Below are 18,733 nucleotides of genomic sequence, written 5' to 3' on the forward strand. Positions count from 1 at the left end.
TTAAAACAAAAATCAACAACTTTTACAGGTTGTTGATTTTTTAAATTATTTGTTCTCTTTATTATTGATTCCTGAATCCAGAGCAACTGTATCAGGGTTTAAAGCATTAGCTCTTAGTACTTGCGACATAATACTATTATCATTTTTTAAGTCAAATAGTGAATTATTATCAGACACAGCACCATAATAATTAAAACTATTAGTAATTAATTTTCATGACTGTAAGAAAGTACGTGGAGCACCTGAGTTAATAATTGAAACAAAGTAGCCTGAGTTATCAAAAACTCCCGTTCCTGAATTACCTGCGTTATGGAAAGTAGGTGTTAAACCATTAGTTGAAAATCCAATTGAAGTATTATTTTGTGATGTACGGTTATAAACATAAGCTGATTGTTTTCCATAAGGAAAGCCACTAAAACTATAATCAATTAACATTGAAGGCATAAACATTGAAACAGGTTCTTCCTTGTTTGCAATTTTTAATGGTTCTAGTTTTTCTCAATCATCTAACCATTTATAGTAACGATATTTACCATCTGCATAAGCTTTTTCTTTAGCAACTTTAATATCAGCAACTACCAGTGCAATATCGACTGCACCGTTTTTATTTGTACCATCAATTGAAGTTTGTTTTAAACTAGTTCCATCTCAAATTTGCTTATAAGGAATGCCACTAACTACATCTAAACCATCTCAATAACTAGTTCCATTATGTCAGTTATTTCCAAAATCATCTGAGTGTCTAACGATGAAAACTGAGCCATTATTACCTAGACCATTTTGCTTCATTTGATCAGCATTTCCTGAGGCCACGTGATGATTAGTAATTAGGTAGTATTTTAATTCATCGCTTTTGTCATCACTTGCTTTTGCTAGCATAGTTCATGAACCCATGTTACCACCAAAGCTTCTTTCTTTGATATCTTTGAATGAATCATAATTATATGATTCATGAGCGTATTCAAGGTTCATTTTGTATCCTTGTGTTCATTTTCAAGTAACATTTTGGTTAAAGTCAAATTCAAAAGCAGTATCGTTATTTTCATAACGTTTGTTGTAAAGAATTAAAGGTACATTTTCTGCAGTGAATGTAACATTATCATAATTAAAGTCATTAGTTGGAATTGTGTTGAAGTTTTCAACTTCAACATTATTTGTATATTCAAGATTGAAAGTTGTTGCGTATTTACCAAAGTAAATTTCTTTACCTATGTTTAATTCATCAAATTTCTTACTTATATTTAAATCTGCATCTAATTGTGTGAAGTTGTTAAAAGTAATTGGTTTTCTAGTTTCTCTACCTCGTGATGAAGTAGTAACTTCTTCTAATTTAGTAATCTTGAATGTGAATTTAATTCCTTCGTCAATTAATTTTGCATTTAGATTAAATGATGCATCATAATATGTCTGACTACTATTACTGAAATTATGTGATCTAAACGATCCTTTCATGTCAACATTTTTTTGTTCTTTTAATTTTTTATAATCTAATTCAACAATAGCACGAGTATTTGGAAGTTGTCTGCTAGTAAAACTCTTATTGTTGTTATTCATCAATTTTACTATTTGATCATAACCCGCATTAACTAGACCACCTAAATTAATTATAACTTTTTGATTATCTACATTGGTTGTTGTATTATCAAAAATTGGTGAATAATATTTACTTAATAATGTAAAAGTTACTTCTTTTTTAGAATTTTCTGCATTTCATAAAGCATCTTTTTTAGATAATTCTAGTCTTCTATTGCGAGCAATTAAACTACTACTTAGTTGTGCTTCACGAAGTGCTTGCTGTGCTGCTTTTTCTTCTAGTTTCGAACGTTCAGGTGTTATACCAGTTCCCGAGGTAAAACCTGTTGTTTCTGTGTTAACTTTATAAAGTTGATCTAGTGCACCTTCTTGACTTTCACCAGAATTAATTGCTTTTAGACCTGAAAGTTTAATTCATTTTGTAGCAGTTTTAGATTTATTACTTGAATCCGTATATTTAAATTTAATTCAGGCAGTACCTGCTTGATCATTTTTATTAGAAATTTCACCAATATAAAATTCTTTAATTGAACCATTTTGATTTGTAAACTTATCATAAATAAAATGGTTGTTAGGTGAAACAAATTTAACTTTGACTGCATTACTTAAAGTTTGTGCATTTAAACTCGAAGGAGTCATATTTGCTAATGCTGTAGTATCAATAGATAAATCTGAAAAAGAAATATTATTTAAATCTTGTTCAATATATTTTAAATCTCTTAATGAATTTGTTAGATTGCTTAAAGTAATTAAATTTGAATGTCATTTAACTTTTGCATTATCTTTTTTAGTAAATCCTAACTTAAAACTTATTTTAGTTTTATCAGGATTACCCCTTCGATCTTTAGGGATTTGTACATCATAATAAGTTACAAAATAATTACTTCTTAAACTATTAATTTGTACTGCTGAAGCAGTATCATTAGTAATTTTCCCAGCAGGTACAGTTCCTGTTGTTTTATTTGGATCATCTTTAAATCCATCATCACCTTTTTTAGCATCAGCAAGAACTTTGTTATTGTATGTATCAGTTTTGTCATCAAAAGTTTTACCCGAATCAGTTGATGCTGCTACTTGACCTGTAAATTTTAAAAAGTATCTTAAATTTTTAGCAGTCATAAATTGAGGTTCTAAATAAGAAAAACCTTCAGTCTTATTTAATTCAAAATCACTTCCATTAATTTGACCTGCATGTTTTTTAATATCAGTTAATTGATTTTTTTCCTGAGTAGTTAAAGATGATTCTGCACTTTCAAAATCACTATCTTTTAATGTCCCTTTTTCATCAACAGGATCTTGTAGCTTTTTAAAGTAATTTAAAGTTACATTCTTAGTGAATAAAGGTTCTGTTGCATTTTCTAGATATGCACCGATTTTAACTTCCATTTTACCACTTAAATCATTAGCAGAAATCTTAGTTGCTTTAATTGTAAAATTACCATTTTTGATTTCTTTGAAAAAATCCATTGGATTTACTTTTGAAGCTAAATGTTGATGATGTAAGTTATTTCAGTCTTTAATTTCAAAGATTTTCATACCTTGTTCAATTAATGCTTTAACTTGATCTTGTTCACCAAAGCTAATACCATCATTAGTTTTGATGATTAAATTATTTTTACCATTATTTGCTAATAATGCTCTTTTATCATCTGATAAAACATAAGTAATTGTTTTCTTGTTACCTGTTCCAATTTTTGCAGATGGATCAAAATAAACGCTAAATGATTTTTGCTTATCTTCAACTAAATTATTAAATAGTTCTGAAATTTTTTCTACAGCTTGAGGACCATCTGGACCATTTTTATATGAAAGATTTAAAGTATTATATTGTCAAGTTAATAATCTAAATTTACTTCTTCCTCTTGTACCTTGATTAAATAATTCTAATAATTTATCTCTTACTTTCGAATCAATTGTTCTTTCTCTAGAAATACCAGTTGATCCGTCAACTAATTCTAGATTATATTTTCTTTCAAGTTTTTCAATTTCAGTTAACAAGAATTTTTCTAAAAATGTAAAGCCTTCAGAGTTAACTAAAATACCTTTTGCATTTCTTGTAAAGTTTCTTTGATTATTAGTTACATAAATTTTAAATGCATCCGAAACTTCAACTTCTTCACCACGTTTTTCAAATCAAGTTGTTTTATTAAAATCACCAATAGTAAAACTTTTTACTTTTGTGTTTTTTGCTTTAACATCAATAGTTAATTTTGAATTACTGAATGATCCAAAATGAAATGAGAAAAAGCCTGTGTTTTTACTTTTAAAATGATCTTTGAAAAAGTTTTTTGTAAACACTTTTTCAATTGCAAAATTATCTTTTAATTTTGCATCATAGTCAAAATATTTAGCTAAATCAGCAGGATTAGTTGAATCAGTATAACTAGTTAATAAAGTATTTAACTGTAATTTAGAAATTCATTCTCTAGTCATTAAAACTTTTGCTGACTTATCTTTTGAATATAAATAGAAAGTTAAAACTGCTTTATCAATATTATTAGGATCTAAAGTAACATCAATAAATTCTGTTTCATTTTCATCTTTATCAGTTAAATCAAAATAAGTTGTTCAATTATTTTGACTAACACTTGCTGAATAAAGTTTAATACCTAAATTAGTTAACTGTGTATCACTAACTTTTTGATTTAATTTATATTTATTTAAATCATTAGCAATTACTTTTAGTTCATCTTCTTTTGGATTTTTAAATCCATCGATTTCAAAATTATAAGTATCACTTGTAATATCTAAATCATCATGATATTTTAATTTCAAATTAATTGCAATTTTGTTATCACTAATTTCTGTAAAAGAAAATTCACTCACAACATTTTTTAGATTTTCATAATCAAAATCTAAATTTAAAAAGTTTTTAATTTGATCACTAGTTAAACTGTTAGAAAATGTTTTAGTTGCTAATTCATTTTTTAAATTTTGATCTTTAAGATCAATTATTTGTTGTTTAACTCATTCAAGTGCTTTAGTTACTTGTGTTTGTTTTTCTTCATCAGTTACATAAACAAAATTGGTAATTTCTACATCATGTTTTTTAGTATTAGAAATTAAATTAGTTAATTCAAGTTGTAGCACTACACTATTTGTTTTAATTTCTAAAATCTTTGCACTTAAAGTAATATCAGTTAAATTTGTATTGGTTGTATCAATATTTAATAGTGCTAAAATATCTGCACTTGTTTGTTGAAGATTAAAAACTAAATTAGGATTTTGATTTTTTAGAGTTTGATCTTTTAGATCAACTGCTAATGATGTTAATCACTCATTTGCTTTTTCTAATTTAGCATTTTCTTGTTGTGATCTTAGATCTTGTGCTGTTAAAAAGCCATTAATTGTTTTTTCAACCTTTGCACTTTGGTTATATTGATCGCTTACTGATAAACTTAGTTTTACTGAACCATCATTTAATTCAACAACTTCAATATCAAGTGCTAAATTATTTGCTTCTAAATTTAAATCAGAACGATTTAAATTTAATAAAGGTAATAAAACACTTGTTAATTGTGAACTATTGAATGTATCTGAAGCAAGTTTTTGTTTTAAAGATGGATCTTTTAAATCAATTGTTAAATTATTTAGTTTAGCAATAACTTTATCAATTTCTAATTTTGATGCATCTAATTTTTCTTGATGTTTAGTTGCTGATTCTGATTTAAATCCACTGATTTGTACAGCAGTTTTTAAACTACTACTTAATGAATTTGTTAAAGTAAATTCAACAGTAACATCTTGATCACCAATTTCTTTTACAATAGCATTTAATGTTAAATCAGATAATTTTTCATTACTTGTATCTAAATTTAGTAAATTTAAAATTTCTTCACTAGTTAATGAAGCAGTAAAAGTTTCTGAAGCAAATTGTGATTTTAGGGCTTGATTTTTTAAATCAATATTTGAATTTTTTAATCAGTTAAATGCTTCATTTAATTTATTTTCAGCTTCTTGAGCAATGTGTTGTTCATTTGTTTTAAAGCCACCAATAGTCTTATTGATGTTTTGTTTTTGTCCATAGATGTCAAAGATTTCAAAATTAATTTGAGCAAGTCCATTACCTATATTTGAAATAGAAATAGTTGCACTTAAATTATTGTTTGTTAAATTTAAACTACTTAAATCAAAATTAATCAAGTCTAAAATTTTAGTTTGATTATCATTAATAGTAAAAACTTCATGAGAAAATTTTGACTTTAAAGATTGATCTTTTAAGTCAATTTGAGTGTCTTGTAATTGTTTAATTACAGCATTAATATTTTGTAATGAAGCAACTCTTTTAGAATTAATTTGAAATTCTTCATCATGTTTAAAGCCACTAATTTGAAAATCATAAACTCTAACTTGGTGGTATTTATCTTCTAAAGTAACTTCTACAGTTGCACTATTATTTGATAAACTAACACTTCTAGTTTTTAGTGTAGTTGTAAAATTCTTAAAAATATTTTGATCTAAATTAAGATCTAAAAGTTCTTTAAGTTGTGAATTGCTTTGACCTATATTAAAAACTTCATTAACAGTTTTTTGCTTTAAAGATTTGTCTTTTAGATCAATTGAAGTTAATCTTAAATATTTAACTGCTTCATTTAACCTTTCTCAACTCTCAGCTTTTTCTTGATTAGTTGTTACAAAGTTTGTAATGTTTTTATTTCTGATAAAAGTTTTTTCAGGATCTTTATTATCAGTAATTGTAAAAATTAAACCAACGATCCCGTTTTGATCATCAACATTTTGAACACGATAATTAACGGTTACATCAGTTAAAAAATCTGAAGGAAAATTTAATGAAACTAAATTAGCAATTTGTTCTTCACTTAATGATGTTTTGAAATTCTCTGATGCAATTTCTTGTAACATGGCTTCATCTTTTAAAGTCACGTAAGTTGTAAAATTATTATCATTTTGAAAATCTTGATAACTCTTATTTGAATTATTTTGTGAAGTTGGTGTACAACTAATTACCACTGCAGTCGCTGCACTTGTTACTGTCAGTGCTGATAAAAAGAAAATATTTTTTTTAATTTTTTTCATATGAATCTATTCCTTAAAAATCGTTGTTTTGATTTATTTTGTAAGTCAATTATTTTAATAATTGCTAATCTCTCTTATAGACTAATTTTTACATATTTTTGCCGTTCCTAAACAAAATATTTTTTATTTTTTATTTTTGAAAACGCCCCAAAAAAGGACTTTTTCGAACTTATGGATATAAAAAAATCCCTCTAGGGACTTACAAAGAAAAATTCTTTTTATTAGTATATTTGCTAACTGTTCTAAGTGAGTGAAATGTTTTATAATAAGCTTCATTTGCAAGCACACCTGCATATAAAAAGTAAGAAAAAAATAAAACAAAAGTACCTGCGAAAAAGATAACAGCCATAAATGACAAGACATTAAAAGTACTTGTTCTGACAATTGCTTGAAATATTAAAGTTAAAATTCAAATCGGAATTAGTGCAACAAAAATACCTGGTTGAATATGTGAAAATCTTAACTTAAATTTAGGAGCAAATTTAAATAAAAATAATAGCATTAGATAATAAAAAATAGCTGTTGTTGGCATAAAGGTCAAATAAAAAATTGATTCATAAACAGGACCATCATATAATTCATCAATTTTACTAATAAAAACTACATAACCGTTTAAAAATAGATTAAGTAAAAAAATTATTACAATAATTATAAAAATTCCTTTAAGCCGATTAACTAAGATGTTACCATAATTGTCATGTTCATAAATATAAGACATTGAATAAATAAGTCTTGAGTATCCACTGGATGAAATTCAGATTAAAGATAAAAGTAAAAGAAGAATCGGTCAAGGACCACCATGCGCATTCTGCAGAATAGCAGAAATTGATAAATGAGTAATGCTTACATCACCAGGAAAAATAAGATTAATGGTATTACTTAGCCCTGGAATAACTCTATCATAAATATTATTTAATAAAATTTCTCCATAGCCTTCGATTAAATTTACAAATAATGTAACTATAAGCACAACTGGTACAAAGGATAACAATAAGTAAAATGAGGTTGCTAAGGGAACAAATGTAAAATCACGTGAACTAAGTTTTGAGTAAGTACGATCTATTAGTTCTGAACGTTTTTGTTTATTTTTAATTTTTGATTTTGAAACAAAAATGCTTAGTGATACTAAAATAATTAATTTAACTACTCTTTCTTTTATATTAAAACCACGATTGATATTATTTATTACTTTACGTTCAACTCATGATTTTTTTAAAAATGAGAATATCCCTTTTTTGTCAGGATCGCCATATCTAGGTGTTCCATAATTTGATCAACCACTGTTAATTTGTTTTCTTTTTCTTCACTTTTTTCATCTATTCATTATTAATCACCGAGTTTTTATTTTAACAACTTTTTATAATTTTAACTAATTTATTATTAAATATCTTTAGCACTAAAAAATTACTAATAAATTGCTTATTTATCAGTATATTCTCATAAATTTAGTATTAATTAAGTTTTAAAACTGATAATGTAAATAAACTTTTGTAATGAGAAAATTTAAAAATCGTGTTTATGCTATTCTTACATCAACTTTTAATTCTATTTAAATAAAAAAAGTCCTTCAAGTACTTATATAGAAAAATTCTTTTTGTTAGTATATTTGCTAACTGTTCTAAGTGAATGAAAGGTTTTATAATAAGCTTCATTTGCAAGCACACCTGCATATAAAAAGTAAGAAAAAAATAAAAGAAAGGTGCTAGCAAAAAATATCACAGCAATAAATGATAATAGGCGAAACGAACTTGTTCTAACAATTGCTTGAAATACTAATGTTAAAATTCAAATAGGAATTAGTGCAACAAAAATACCTGGCTGAATATGTGAAAATCTCAATTTAAATTTAGGTGCAAATTTAAATAAGAATAACAATAAAATATAGTAAAACAAAGCAGTTATTGGCATAAAAGTAAAGTAGAAGATTGCCTCATAAGCCGGTCCATCATATAATTCATCTATTTTACTAATGAAAACTACATAAGCCTCCATGAATAGTGTGAGTAACAAAATTATTGCAATGATTATAAAAATTCCTTTGATTCGATTAATTAAAATATTACCGTAATTATCATGGTCGTAGATGTAAGACATTGAATATATTAATTTTGAATAACCTGCTGATGCCACCCAAGTTAAAGCTATAATTAAAAAAATAATCGAAATAGCTCCTGCAGAAGAAGTTTCAAAAACGACAGAAAGCGATAGATCATTAATATCTATATTTCCAAAAATCGCCCTAATAGTATTACTTAAACCAGGAATTACTCTGTCATAAATATTATTTAATAAAACATCGCCATAACCACCAATAAAATTTACAAGTAAAGTAACAGCAATAGTTACAGGTACGAACGAGAGTAGCAAGTAAAATGAGGTTGCTAAAGGAACAAATGTAAAATCACGTGAACTAAGTTTTGAGTAAGTTCGATCTATTAGTTCTGAACGTTTTTGTTTATTTTTAATTCTCGACTTAGAAACAAATGTGCTTAGTGAGATTAAAATTACTAACTTAACAGCTCTTTCTTTTATATTAAAACCACGGTTGATATTATTAATTAATTTACGATCAACTCATGATCTTTTTAAAAATGAAAAAATCCCTTTTTTATCAGGATCGCCATATCGTGGTGTTCCATAATTTGATCACCCACTGTTAATTTGTTTTCGTTTTCTTCACTTTTTTCATCACTTCATAATTACTTACCAAATTTTAATTTTAACAATTTCTCCAAAATTTTACTACTAATTATTGGGTGAGCTTGAGTAGAGGTTTTTTTCATTAGTAAACCAAGAAGTAATTTATTTACTTTCTCTGGTTTTTCTAAATATTCATTAACGACTTTCTCATTTTGCTTCATTAATTCTAGTAAATAAGATTCAAGAATTTTTTCATCTTTAATTAGAAAATAATTATTGCCTTTAATTATTTCATCTAAATTATCTGCACTGTTAACTAATAAAGGCACTATTGCTTTAAAGTGTTTTGCAGATATTTCTTCATTTGTTAATCTTTTTAGAAGGTCTTCAAGAACAGGTATTTTGATACCTAAGTCAACCACATGTTTTTGTGTTTTATTGGCGAGAGAAACAACTTCAGAAAAAAATAAATTTGCTAATTTATCTCTTTCTGAGTACTTTATGCTGTCAAAATAAGTTGCTAATTTTAAGTCATTAACAAGTGCAGTAATTTGAATTTGATTTAATTTTTCTCTTTCATACCTTGCTTGTTTTTCTCAAGGCAATTCATTAATTTTAATACTATCAATTGTGCTCTGAGAAATTTTAATAGTTGGAATATTTGGATCTCTAAAGTAGCGATAGTCAATCGCATCGCTTTTTGCTCTCATAGTAATAACTTCTTGTTTTGATTCATCAAAACGTTTTGTAACTTGATCAACACTCTTATTTTCTAAATAAGTTTTAGTTTGATTTTGAATTTCTAAATCAATTGCTTTTTTGACATTACTCAAAGAATTTAAGTTTTTAATTTCAACACGATTTCCGTAACCTTGATATCCATAAGGTCTTAAACTAATATTAATATCTGCTCTTAACCCACCACGATCCATTCTTGCTTCAGAAATATCTAAAGCAAGTGCAATCTTACGAATTGTATCAATATAAGCAATTGCTTCATCAGCACTTCTGATAATTGGCTTAGTTACAATTTCAATTAAAGGTACACCTGAACGATTAAAATCGTGCAGAATTTGTGTATCAGTAATTGTTTGTTTTGCAGTATCTTCTTCTAAATGAAATCTTTCAATTTCAATATTTTTTTCTTGACCATTAACATTAATTAGTAATGAACCGTTTTGTGCAATCGGATGAAACTGCTGAGTAATTTGATAACCCTTTGGTAGGTCTGGATAAAAATAATTTTTTCTATCAAGTCTAACAAGAGGATCAATTTCCATTTTTAATGCTTTTGCTAATTTAATTGCTTTAACAATTGCTTGTTTATTTACAAGAGGTAAAGTTCCTGGATAAGCTAAATCAATTGGATGAACATTTGTGTTTGGTTCATCATTGAATCTATTAGGTGCAGGCGAGAACATTTTTGTTTTTGTGTTTAATTCAATATGGATTTCAACACCAATTATAACTTCAAAATTACTCACTTTTTGCTCCTAAAAATTGTTCAAAATATAATGCAATATTTAATAGTTTTTGATCTTCTTTTAACTTAGTATCGATCGCTAAACCAACTGGTAAATTATTAACTTTAATTCATGGAATTACAATTGAAGGAACACCTGATAAATTAGCATTTGTAAGAATTCATTGCATAAAATTTGGTTTCTTACTTTCACCTTCAATTAACGGTGCAACATCATCTGAAGCAGGGTAAACAAAAGCGTCATAATCTTTTAATTTTGTGCTCATATATTCAGTAATTTTTTGTCTCATTTTTTGAGCATTATAAAAGACATCATTAATATGATCAACACTTAAAAATAGACTCCCTAAAGTTAATCTTCTTTGAACCATTTCACCAAAAAAATCACTACGAGAATTTGTAACAATTTCTTCTCAGTTTTTTCCTTTAGTTTTATTTCCAAATTGTAAACCTTTAATATTAGCTAAATTACTTGTTGCTTCAGAATATGAAAGAACATCATAAACTGTTTTAATATGATTTAAAAGTTTTTCATCTAAATCTAAAAATTCAATTTCTATATTTTCTTTTTTTAGTTTTTCAGATAACTCTAAATAATTATTTTTAATGTCTTTTTGTAAATAATTTAAATTACCTAAAAAACCCAGTTTTAGGGGCTTTTGGGCATTAATTCGCTCATCTAAATTAACCTTAATTGAAGTCATATCTTTGTTGTCTTTTTTAAATAAAACTTTAGATAAAACAAAAGCATCATTTACATTATGAGTAAAATAGGCAACTGTATCCATGCTTGATGCATAAGCAAAAAGACCATAACGAGATACTGCTCCATATGTTGGTTTAAAACCTACAAAACCATTATAACCTGCAGGGTTACGAACACTATCTCCTGTATCTGATCCAATGCTAAAAGAGACATCACAATACATGGAAGCAACTGATCCTGATGAAGATCCACCTATAATTCTTTTATCATCTTGAGGATGTTTAATTATTCCATATCCACTGAATAAACCACTGCCTCCTAAACCAAATTCATCAGCATGAACTTTAGCTACTAAAGAAGCACCTTGATTAATTAAAAGATCGTAAATTTCTGCATTATAAAAAGGCTTAAAACCATTTAAAGTTTTGCTACTTGATTGGGTAATATATTCAGCAGTTGCATAGTTATCTTTTAATGTAAAAACAGCTTTTTCTAATAAGCCTGATTTTAGATTTTTTTCATTTTTTGCAAGCACTGAAACCACATTATTTTGATCATCTTTTAATAATTTATATGCCTTATCAAAATCACCTAAAACTGTTAAATTATTCTTCATCATTTTGTCCTTTTGGAAGAACTAAAAAACCATTTTCATGGTCATATGCATTTTCAAAAACTTGTTCTTTTTTTAATAAATTAGATGTATCAATTTCATCTTCTCTTAAGTCTTCAAAATTAATTTCTGGAGCTAACAATTCTTGCTTTCTTGGAAAATCAGAAATGTCATCTGCCATGTTTTCTAGATTATTAAAAATCTCATCATATTCAACCATGATGGATTTTAATGTTTTATCATTTGTTTTAAAGTGAGCTACATGTGCTGTATGTTGTAAAATTTTGCTGCTATCTTTTTTCATTTTTACCTTTTATCATTTTGGAAAATCAATAAATTCCAAATCATTTAAATATTCTAATTCATCTTTTAAATCATGAAATTTAATTATGTGTGAATGTAAATAAACACGTTTATCTTTTTTACCACCGTAGTTAACATCACCAAAAATTGGGTAACCAAGTTTTGATAAGGTAACTCTAATTTGATGTTTTCTACCTGTCACTAATTCAGCATAATGATGAGGTGCTTTATCATATAAAATAGTAATTGCTTCTTTAGTATTGTCTTTTGCTTCATTAAATAATTCTGCTCGCTGTCTTTCAGGATTATAAAAATGATGAAACGTAACTGTCTTAGTTTCACCTTCTTCTAAGAAAGGAATATTTGATTTATAAAGATAAACTTTTTTAATGTTTTCTTGTTGTTTTAATGTTCTTAAAGCATTATAACTTTTTGCATAACAAACTAAACCTGTTGTTTTTTTGTCAAGGCGGCCTATTGATGAAGGCACAAAACTATCTATTTTGACAAATTTTAAATATTTCAAAACTTGATTATCAAGTGAATTAGTGCTATCGTGCATGTCTACGTTATAAGGCTTATTAACAATTAAAATACTTTCATCTTCAAAAATAACGTTGAATTTAACTTCAACGTTTTTGATAAAGGCTTGTCTTTTTTTACCTGCTTCAATGCCATATATTAAAATCAAATCACCTTCAGAAACTGAAAGTTTTTTATCATTTGTTCTAATGCCATTGACTTTAATATCTTTTTCACGAAAAAGTTTTTCAATTCGTGAAATAGGGACATTATTTAAATATTCTTTAACAACTTTAAAAAGGATTCTGCCTTGATCATTTGAGGTTGCATTAATCGTAAACACTATTCTTCTCTTTGAGATTGATATAGTGAGAAATTGCTTTCTTGAGTATTATCCATCTCAACATCTAAAAATTCAAACTCTTGTAAACGTGGTAAATCGTGTAATGATTTAATTTTGAAATAATCATAAAAACGATTTGTAACACCATATAAAATTGGATTACCTGGAGTTGAAGCGATTCCAACTTCTTCAATTAAACCTTTAACTAATAAAGTATTGAAAACTTGATCAGAAGAAACCCCTCTAATTTCAGATACTAATGAGCGAGTAACTGGTTGTTTATAAGCAACAATTCCGACTGTTTCTAAAGCTGCTTTTGATAGTTTTTGAGCGTTGTTAAAACTTACTAACTTACCAATATAATCTTTCATGCTTTCTGCTGTAGCAATTTTAAAAACTTCGTTAAATTCAAAAACTTTTGTTCCTAAATTTAAAGCGTTATATTGTTCTTTAAAATCTCTTAATAATTTTAAGGCTTCTTTTGTGTTGAATTGATCTTCATCATCAGTTGTTGAATCAAAGTTTAAAACTTTTTTAACTTGTTCAACTGATACACCTTCTTCACCTTGTACATAGGCAAGAGCCTCGATAATTCTACTGTAGTTGTTCATATGCTTCTCCTTTTGAAATGTAGATTTTTCCAAATTGTTCATCTTGTCTTAGAACAATTTCTTGTCTTCTAGATAAATCTAGAACAGCCATTAAAGTAATTACAAAATGGCTTAATGAAGGTAGATTAAAAATTTCTTCAAAAGTTAATTCACCTTTTTCTAAAAATAATTTCTTAATATAAATTATTTGATCAGATGGTGTTAATTTAAAATTTTCAAATTTTGCTTGTCTTAATTTAACTGCAAAATTTCTTTCAAACATCTGTCTTAAAACAATCGCAATTTGTACTGGAGATGAATGTCCATCTAATAAGGTTTCATCTTTTTCTAATTCGAATTCTTGAATGTTATCTTGTTTTTTAATAAAGATTGCTTTACGATTAATTTCTTTCAATTTTAAGTCTTCAATTACTTCTTGAAAGGCTTTATATTCAGCTAATCTTTGAAGAATTTTTTGTCGATCAATTTCGACTTCTTCAGGTAGATCTTTAGGGTTTAAAATTAAGGCTGCTTTAATTTGTAAAAGTGTTGCAGCCATTAATAAATAATCACTTGCAAGGTCAATTTGTTGTTCTTGTAAATTATGAATAATTGCTAAATATTGTTCAGCTAATTCAATTAAATTTATTTCTTGAATATCTACTTTTTTATCTTTAACAAGCGAAAAAAGTAGATCAAGTGAACCACTATAATTTCCTATATCAAAAACATATTCAGTTGGTTTTTCTAATTCGTTACTCATGTTTGTCTCCTGTTATAAAGTTTGAAACAATTACTGCTCTAGTGTTTTTCATTAAGTCATCATCACTAAGAGTCATGATGGCATCACTGCGAATTGGTTTTGCAAAAATTATTTCAACCGTGGCTTTTTTATTCTTTGCATCAAGGCCAACATTACTATAATTTATAGTAGTTGGAATGATTGGTAATAAGTTCATCTTTGCGATCCTAAAAGCACCTTTTTTAAACTCACCTATTTGTCCATCTTTACTACGTGTTCCTTCTGGAAAGATAACTCCAATTTTTCTTTCTGATTTGATCATTTCACCAAATGCCTTAACTTTTTTTCAAGCATCTAAATACTTATCACGATCGATGAATTGACCATCTAATAATTTGACCGAATTTCTAATTAAAGATTTTCTTTGAAGTTCAATTTTTGAAACAAAAGAAACTAAATTATGATCAACTGATTTATCATGTGTATCTTTCATCATCGCTTTTAAGATTGCTAAGACATCAACATTATTAACGTGGTTTGCAATAATTAAAGATGGTGCTTTAACTAGGTTTTCCTTGCCTTTGATGACTACATTAATATTATAAATTTTTAAAACTTTACTTGCTGTTTTTAAAATTAAATCATTACGTTTTTGATTAGGCAAAGCATCAGGAAAACGTCGGTGTTTACGGGCTGTTAGCGCAATTTTGATCATGCTAACTAGAATTCATGGTGAATAAAAAATCAATTTTAAGTATGGGGGCATATTACTCCTTTTTTAAGGCAATTGCGATCACATAATTATCTTCATGTGAAATTGAAATTGCAAACCCTGGAAATGTTCATTGCTTATTTTTTTTAACAAGTTCAATTTCTTTAAAAGAAAAATAATTGTTATCTGCTTTATAAATAGCTTCTTTGATTGCTCAAGTTCTTGCTAAAAATAAAGGTTGATTTTCACTGATTAAAAACTCTTCATATTCTCTCTTAGATAAAATTCGTTGAGCAAATTTTAAACCAATATTTTCAAAGCGTTTTACATTTGTTAAATCAATGCCAAGCATATAAAAATTATACATTTTTTTAATTATTTAATAATGTATTAAATAAGAATTTAAATTGCTTTTTTGAGCAAGAAAATTCTAAAAAATTGCCTTATCTTTTTAATTTTTAGGTTGATAAAAATTAAAAAATAGACAGTCATAAAACTGTCTATAAATTTAATATTTTGGTTTAACTAATTTTTAAATAGTTGTAAATTGTTTTTACCATGACACCAGTAAAATCATTTCCTTTTTTACCAGTACCTGCAATATCAATATGAATGTGTTTTACTTTTTTAGCAAATTCATGAACGAATAATGCTGCTGAAATTGAACCACCCATGTAGGTTGCATCTGAGTTAACTAAATCAGCCACAGTTGATTTTTTAGTATCTTTGAAAAAGACATCATCGAGAGGTAATTCTCAAACCATTTCACGAATTTCTTTTGCTGCTTTAGCAAAGGTTTTTGAAAGTGATTTTTCACTAGCAAAAAATCCAGTGTAAGTATCACCTAGTGCAACTTTAATAGCACCTGTTAAAGTTGCTACATCAACAATTTCAGTTGCTTTTAATTCTTCAATTGCATAAGTAATTGCATCTGCTAAAATTAAACGTCCTTCAGCATCTGTATTAGTAATTTCAACAGAAATTCCTGACTTAGAAACAACGACTGAATCAGGTAACATCGCATCATTTGCCAAGCGGTTATCTGTTAAAGGTAACACTGCTGCAAAGTTTTTATTTAACTTCAATCTTGAAGCAGCAATTACTGAAAATAAAGCAATTGCTGAACCTGACATATCGTATTTCATGTTCTTAATGTAACCACTAGGCTTTAGGTTATAGCCACCACTATCGAAGGTAATTCCTTTACCAACAATTACTTGTTTTTCTTCTGATTCAGGATTACCTTTGTATTCAACTACGACAACACGTGGTTCATACATTGAACCTTGATTAACTGCTAGTAATAGGTTCATATCTTGTGCTTTGATTTCTGCTTTATCAAGTACTTTAACTTCCAAATTATAACCTGCATTTTGTGCTCAAGTTTTGTATTGCTCTGCTAAGTATTCACTGTTTGCAACGTTAGGTGGTGTTTCTTGGAAGTTACGTGTATGGTGTCTAGCATGAGATAAACGCACTGCTTCTGCATAAACATCATCTAAATTATCTTCTGTTTTAATTAATAAAGTAGGTTCGTATTTATTTTCATTTGCTAGTGCCTTTTCATCAACTTTACGTTTTGATCATAGTTTACCTTTAGTGTAAGCATAAGTTAAAACTGCTTCTTGATAAACATCAATTAAGCTAACTTCATTAGTAACAAAAGAAGCAACATCAATTTGATATTTACGGCTTAATAATGAATATAGTTTTAAGAAGGTTTTTTCAAGTTTGAAAAAATCAAATTCTCCTCTTTTACCTACATATAAATAAGCGTTATTTGCTGCTAAAAATTCAGTAATAACACCTTCACGTTTAACAACTTTTGCAGGTAAATGATCATCTTCAAAAGCAGCAATTAATAAAACGTTTTCATCACGTTCTTTAGAATGTCTTTGTAAAATCATTAGTTAGCTCCTTTTGCTTTTAAGTAGTAAAATAGAGGTCGCATCATCGCTGCTGTTCCTAGGTCACCTTTATCTGCTGTCCCTGCAATATCTAAGTGCATGAATGAAACATTTTTAGCAAATTGTCTTAAGAAAATTGCTGCAGAATTTGATCCACCTAGCCCTGAATAGTCAGTGTTATATAAATCCGCTAGTTTTGAACCTTTCATGTTAATTAAGTAATTATCATGAAGTGGCATTCTTCAAACTTTTTCATGTGCTTTTTTGGTTGCTTTAGCAAGTAATTTATAATTTTCTGTATTTGAAGATCATACACCTGTGTATTCTCTACCGAATGTATAAAGAATTGCTCCTGTTAAAGTTGCGATGTCGATTACTTCAGTTGCTTTTTCTTTTTCGATTGCATAAGTCAATCCATCTGCTAAAACTAAACGTCCTTCAGCATCTGTATTGTTGATTTCAACAGTAATTCCGCTCATTGAAGTAACGATTGAATCAGGTAATGAAGCATCTCCATTAATTCTATTATCAGTTAGCATTGCAACTGCAACAGCGTTAACTTTAGCATTAGTTTCACTAAGCGCCATGATTGTTGAACAAGCAATGGCTGCTCCTGACATATCAAATTTCATGCCGTTCATGTACTTATCAGGTTTTAAGTTATAACCACCACTATCGAAGGTAATTCCTTTACCTACGATGGCAATTTTTTCTTTTGATTCAGGGTTACCTAAATAAGTTAAAACAACAACACGAGGTTCGAACATGCTTCCTTTATTTACTGATAAATAAAGACTCATGTTATTTTTAATTGCTTCTTGGCGACCTAAAACTTTGACATCAACTTTTGCGTGTTTTTGTGCTTCAGCTACAATTTGATCAGCAATTCATTCACTGTTAGCAATATTTGGTGGAAAGTTTTGTAATCTTTTTGTAAAGTTTTTTAAGTGCTTGAACTTTGCTCAAACTAATAATTTTTCTTTGTAATCAACAATATTTTTTAAATATACTGAAGCCTTTACATAAGATTTTTTAAATAATGATTTAGCATTATAAATTTCTGTTCCATCATGATCAAGTGCTAAAAAGATTTCTTTTAATAATTCTTTTTCAGCATTTTCATCTTTTACATATGGAGTAAAACTTGCGATATCTACTTGAAAATCATAACGATTTTTAAGTAGATAAGCATGGACAAAATCAGCCACTTGTTTAGCTGTAGTTTTTTCTTTGTCACTTAAATATAAATAAGCAATGTTTTCATCTAAATATTCTGTTACATAACCATCTGTTTCAACTAAATTAGTTTTTACTAGGTCATTTTTATAAGCAGCTTTTAGAACTAAACTTGCATTTAATTTATCTGAATATAATTCCATTTAATTTCTCTTTCTAAAGTTTTAAATAATTTTAATTATTTTTAATTATATTAAATTTGTACTAAATTAGATTTATTTAATTGAAGGTTTTTCTGCCTAGAAATTAAGTATTAAAACAAGCAAAATTAATTGCTTTATGCTATCTTATTAATAAGAGTTTAAAAACTAATTTAAGACAATTTTAAATTATTTTAAAATTGTCAACAGTAAAACTAACTAGCCA

The 18,733-nt window shown here is 27.3% G+C and carries 13 protein-coding genes; all 13 read right to left on the reverse strand.

What is annotated here, in order from left to right:
- Positions 1-45: 45 nt before the first annotated feature.
- Positions 46-6,570 carry an MGA_1079 family surface serine endopeptidase gene (locus tag CJJ23_RS01175; RefSeq protein WP_095334563.1) on the reverse strand — a complete coding sequence of 2,175 codons (6,525 nt, stop codon included), beginning with the start codon at positions 6,568-6,570 and terminating at the stop codon, positions 46-48.
- A 199-nt stretch (positions 6,571-6,769) separates the two neighbouring features.
- Positions 6,770-7,894 (reverse strand): YhjD/YihY/BrkB family envelope integrity protein, encoded by a 1,125-nt coding sequence (locus CJJ23_RS01180; RefSeq protein WP_095334564.1) that lies wholly within the window; start codon positions 7,892-7,894, stop codon positions 6,770-6,772.
- A 251-nt stretch (positions 7,895-8,145) separates the two neighbouring features.
- Entirely contained in the window at positions 8,146-9,267 is a 1,122-nt protein-coding gene (locus CJJ23_RS01185; protein WP_095334565.1) for a YhjD/YihY/BrkB family envelope integrity protein, read from the reverse strand.
- Between the two features lie 2 nt (positions 9,268-9,269).
- Complete coding sequence (gene gatB, locus CJJ23_RS01190) at positions 9,270-10,694, reverse strand: Asp-tRNA(Asn)/Glu-tRNA(Gln) amidotransferase subunit GatB (protein WP_095334566.1); 1,425 nt, start codon at positions 10,692-10,694, stop codon at positions 9,270-9,272.
- Complete coding sequence (locus CJJ23_RS01195; protein ID WP_095334567.1) at positions 10,687-12,015, reverse strand: amidase family protein; 1,329 nt, start codon at positions 12,013-12,015, stop codon at positions 10,687-10,689. Before CJJ23_RS01195 ends, gatB begins: the two co-directional genes overlap by 8 nt.
- Complete coding sequence (locus tag CJJ23_RS01200; protein WP_095334568.1) at positions 12,005-12,316, reverse strand: hypothetical protein; 312 nt, start codon at positions 12,314-12,316, stop codon at positions 12,005-12,007. Before CJJ23_RS01200 ends, CJJ23_RS01195 begins: the two co-directional genes overlap by 11 nt.
- A gap of 9 nt (positions 12,317-12,325) precedes the next feature.
- Positions 12,326-13,180 (reverse strand): RluA family pseudouridine synthase, encoded by an 855-nt coding sequence (locus CJJ23_RS01205; RefSeq protein ID WP_095334569.1) that lies wholly within the window; start codon positions 13,178-13,180, stop codon positions 12,326-12,328.
- Positions 13,180-13,791, reverse strand: a complete 612-nt coding sequence (gene scpB / locus CJJ23_RS01210; protein WP_084232360.1) for an SMC-Scp complex subunit ScpB — start codon at positions 13,789-13,791, stop codon at positions 13,180-13,182. Before scpB ends, CJJ23_RS01205 begins: the two co-directional genes overlap by 1 nt.
- The gene (locus tag CJJ23_RS01215; RefSeq protein ID WP_084232359.1) at positions 13,775-14,533 is read right to left on the reverse strand and encodes a segregation/condensation protein A; all 759 of its coding nucleotides are present in this window, start codon (positions 14,531-14,533) and stop codon (positions 13,775-13,777) included. Before CJJ23_RS01215 ends, scpB begins: the two co-directional genes overlap by 17 nt.
- Positions 14,526-15,278, reverse strand: coding sequence for a lysophospholipid acyltransferase family protein (locus tag CJJ23_RS01220; protein WP_084232358.1), 753 nt, complete (start codon positions 15,276-15,278; stop codon positions 14,526-14,528). Before CJJ23_RS01220 ends, CJJ23_RS01215 begins: the two co-directional genes overlap by 8 nt.
- A gap of 1 nt (position 15,279) precedes the next feature.
- On the reverse strand, positions 15,280-15,576 hold the full coding sequence (locus CJJ23_RS01225; RefSeq protein ID WP_095334570.1) for a holo-ACP synthase: 297 nt from the start codon (positions 15,574-15,576) through the stop codon (positions 15,280-15,282).
- Between the two features lie 169 nt (positions 15,577-15,745).
- A complete protein-coding gene (locus tag CJJ23_RS01230; protein WP_095334571.1) occupies positions 15,746-17,131 on the reverse strand; it encodes a M17 family metallopeptidase in 1,386 nt (461 codons plus the stop codon).
- Complete coding sequence (locus tag CJJ23_RS01235; protein WP_095334572.1) at positions 17,131-18,510, reverse strand: M17 family metallopeptidase; 1,380 nt, start codon at positions 18,508-18,510, stop codon at positions 17,131-17,133. The genes CJJ23_RS01230 and CJJ23_RS01235 overlap by 1 nt, the downstream gene beginning before the upstream one ends.
- Positions 18,511-18,733: the final 223 nt, after the last annotated feature.

It is taken from the genome of Mycoplasmopsis agassizii (assembly GCF_002276225.1).
GTDB lineage: Bacteria > Bacillota_I > Bacilli_A > Mycoplasmatales > Metamycoplasmataceae > Mycoplasmopsis_B > Mycoplasmopsis_B agassizii_A.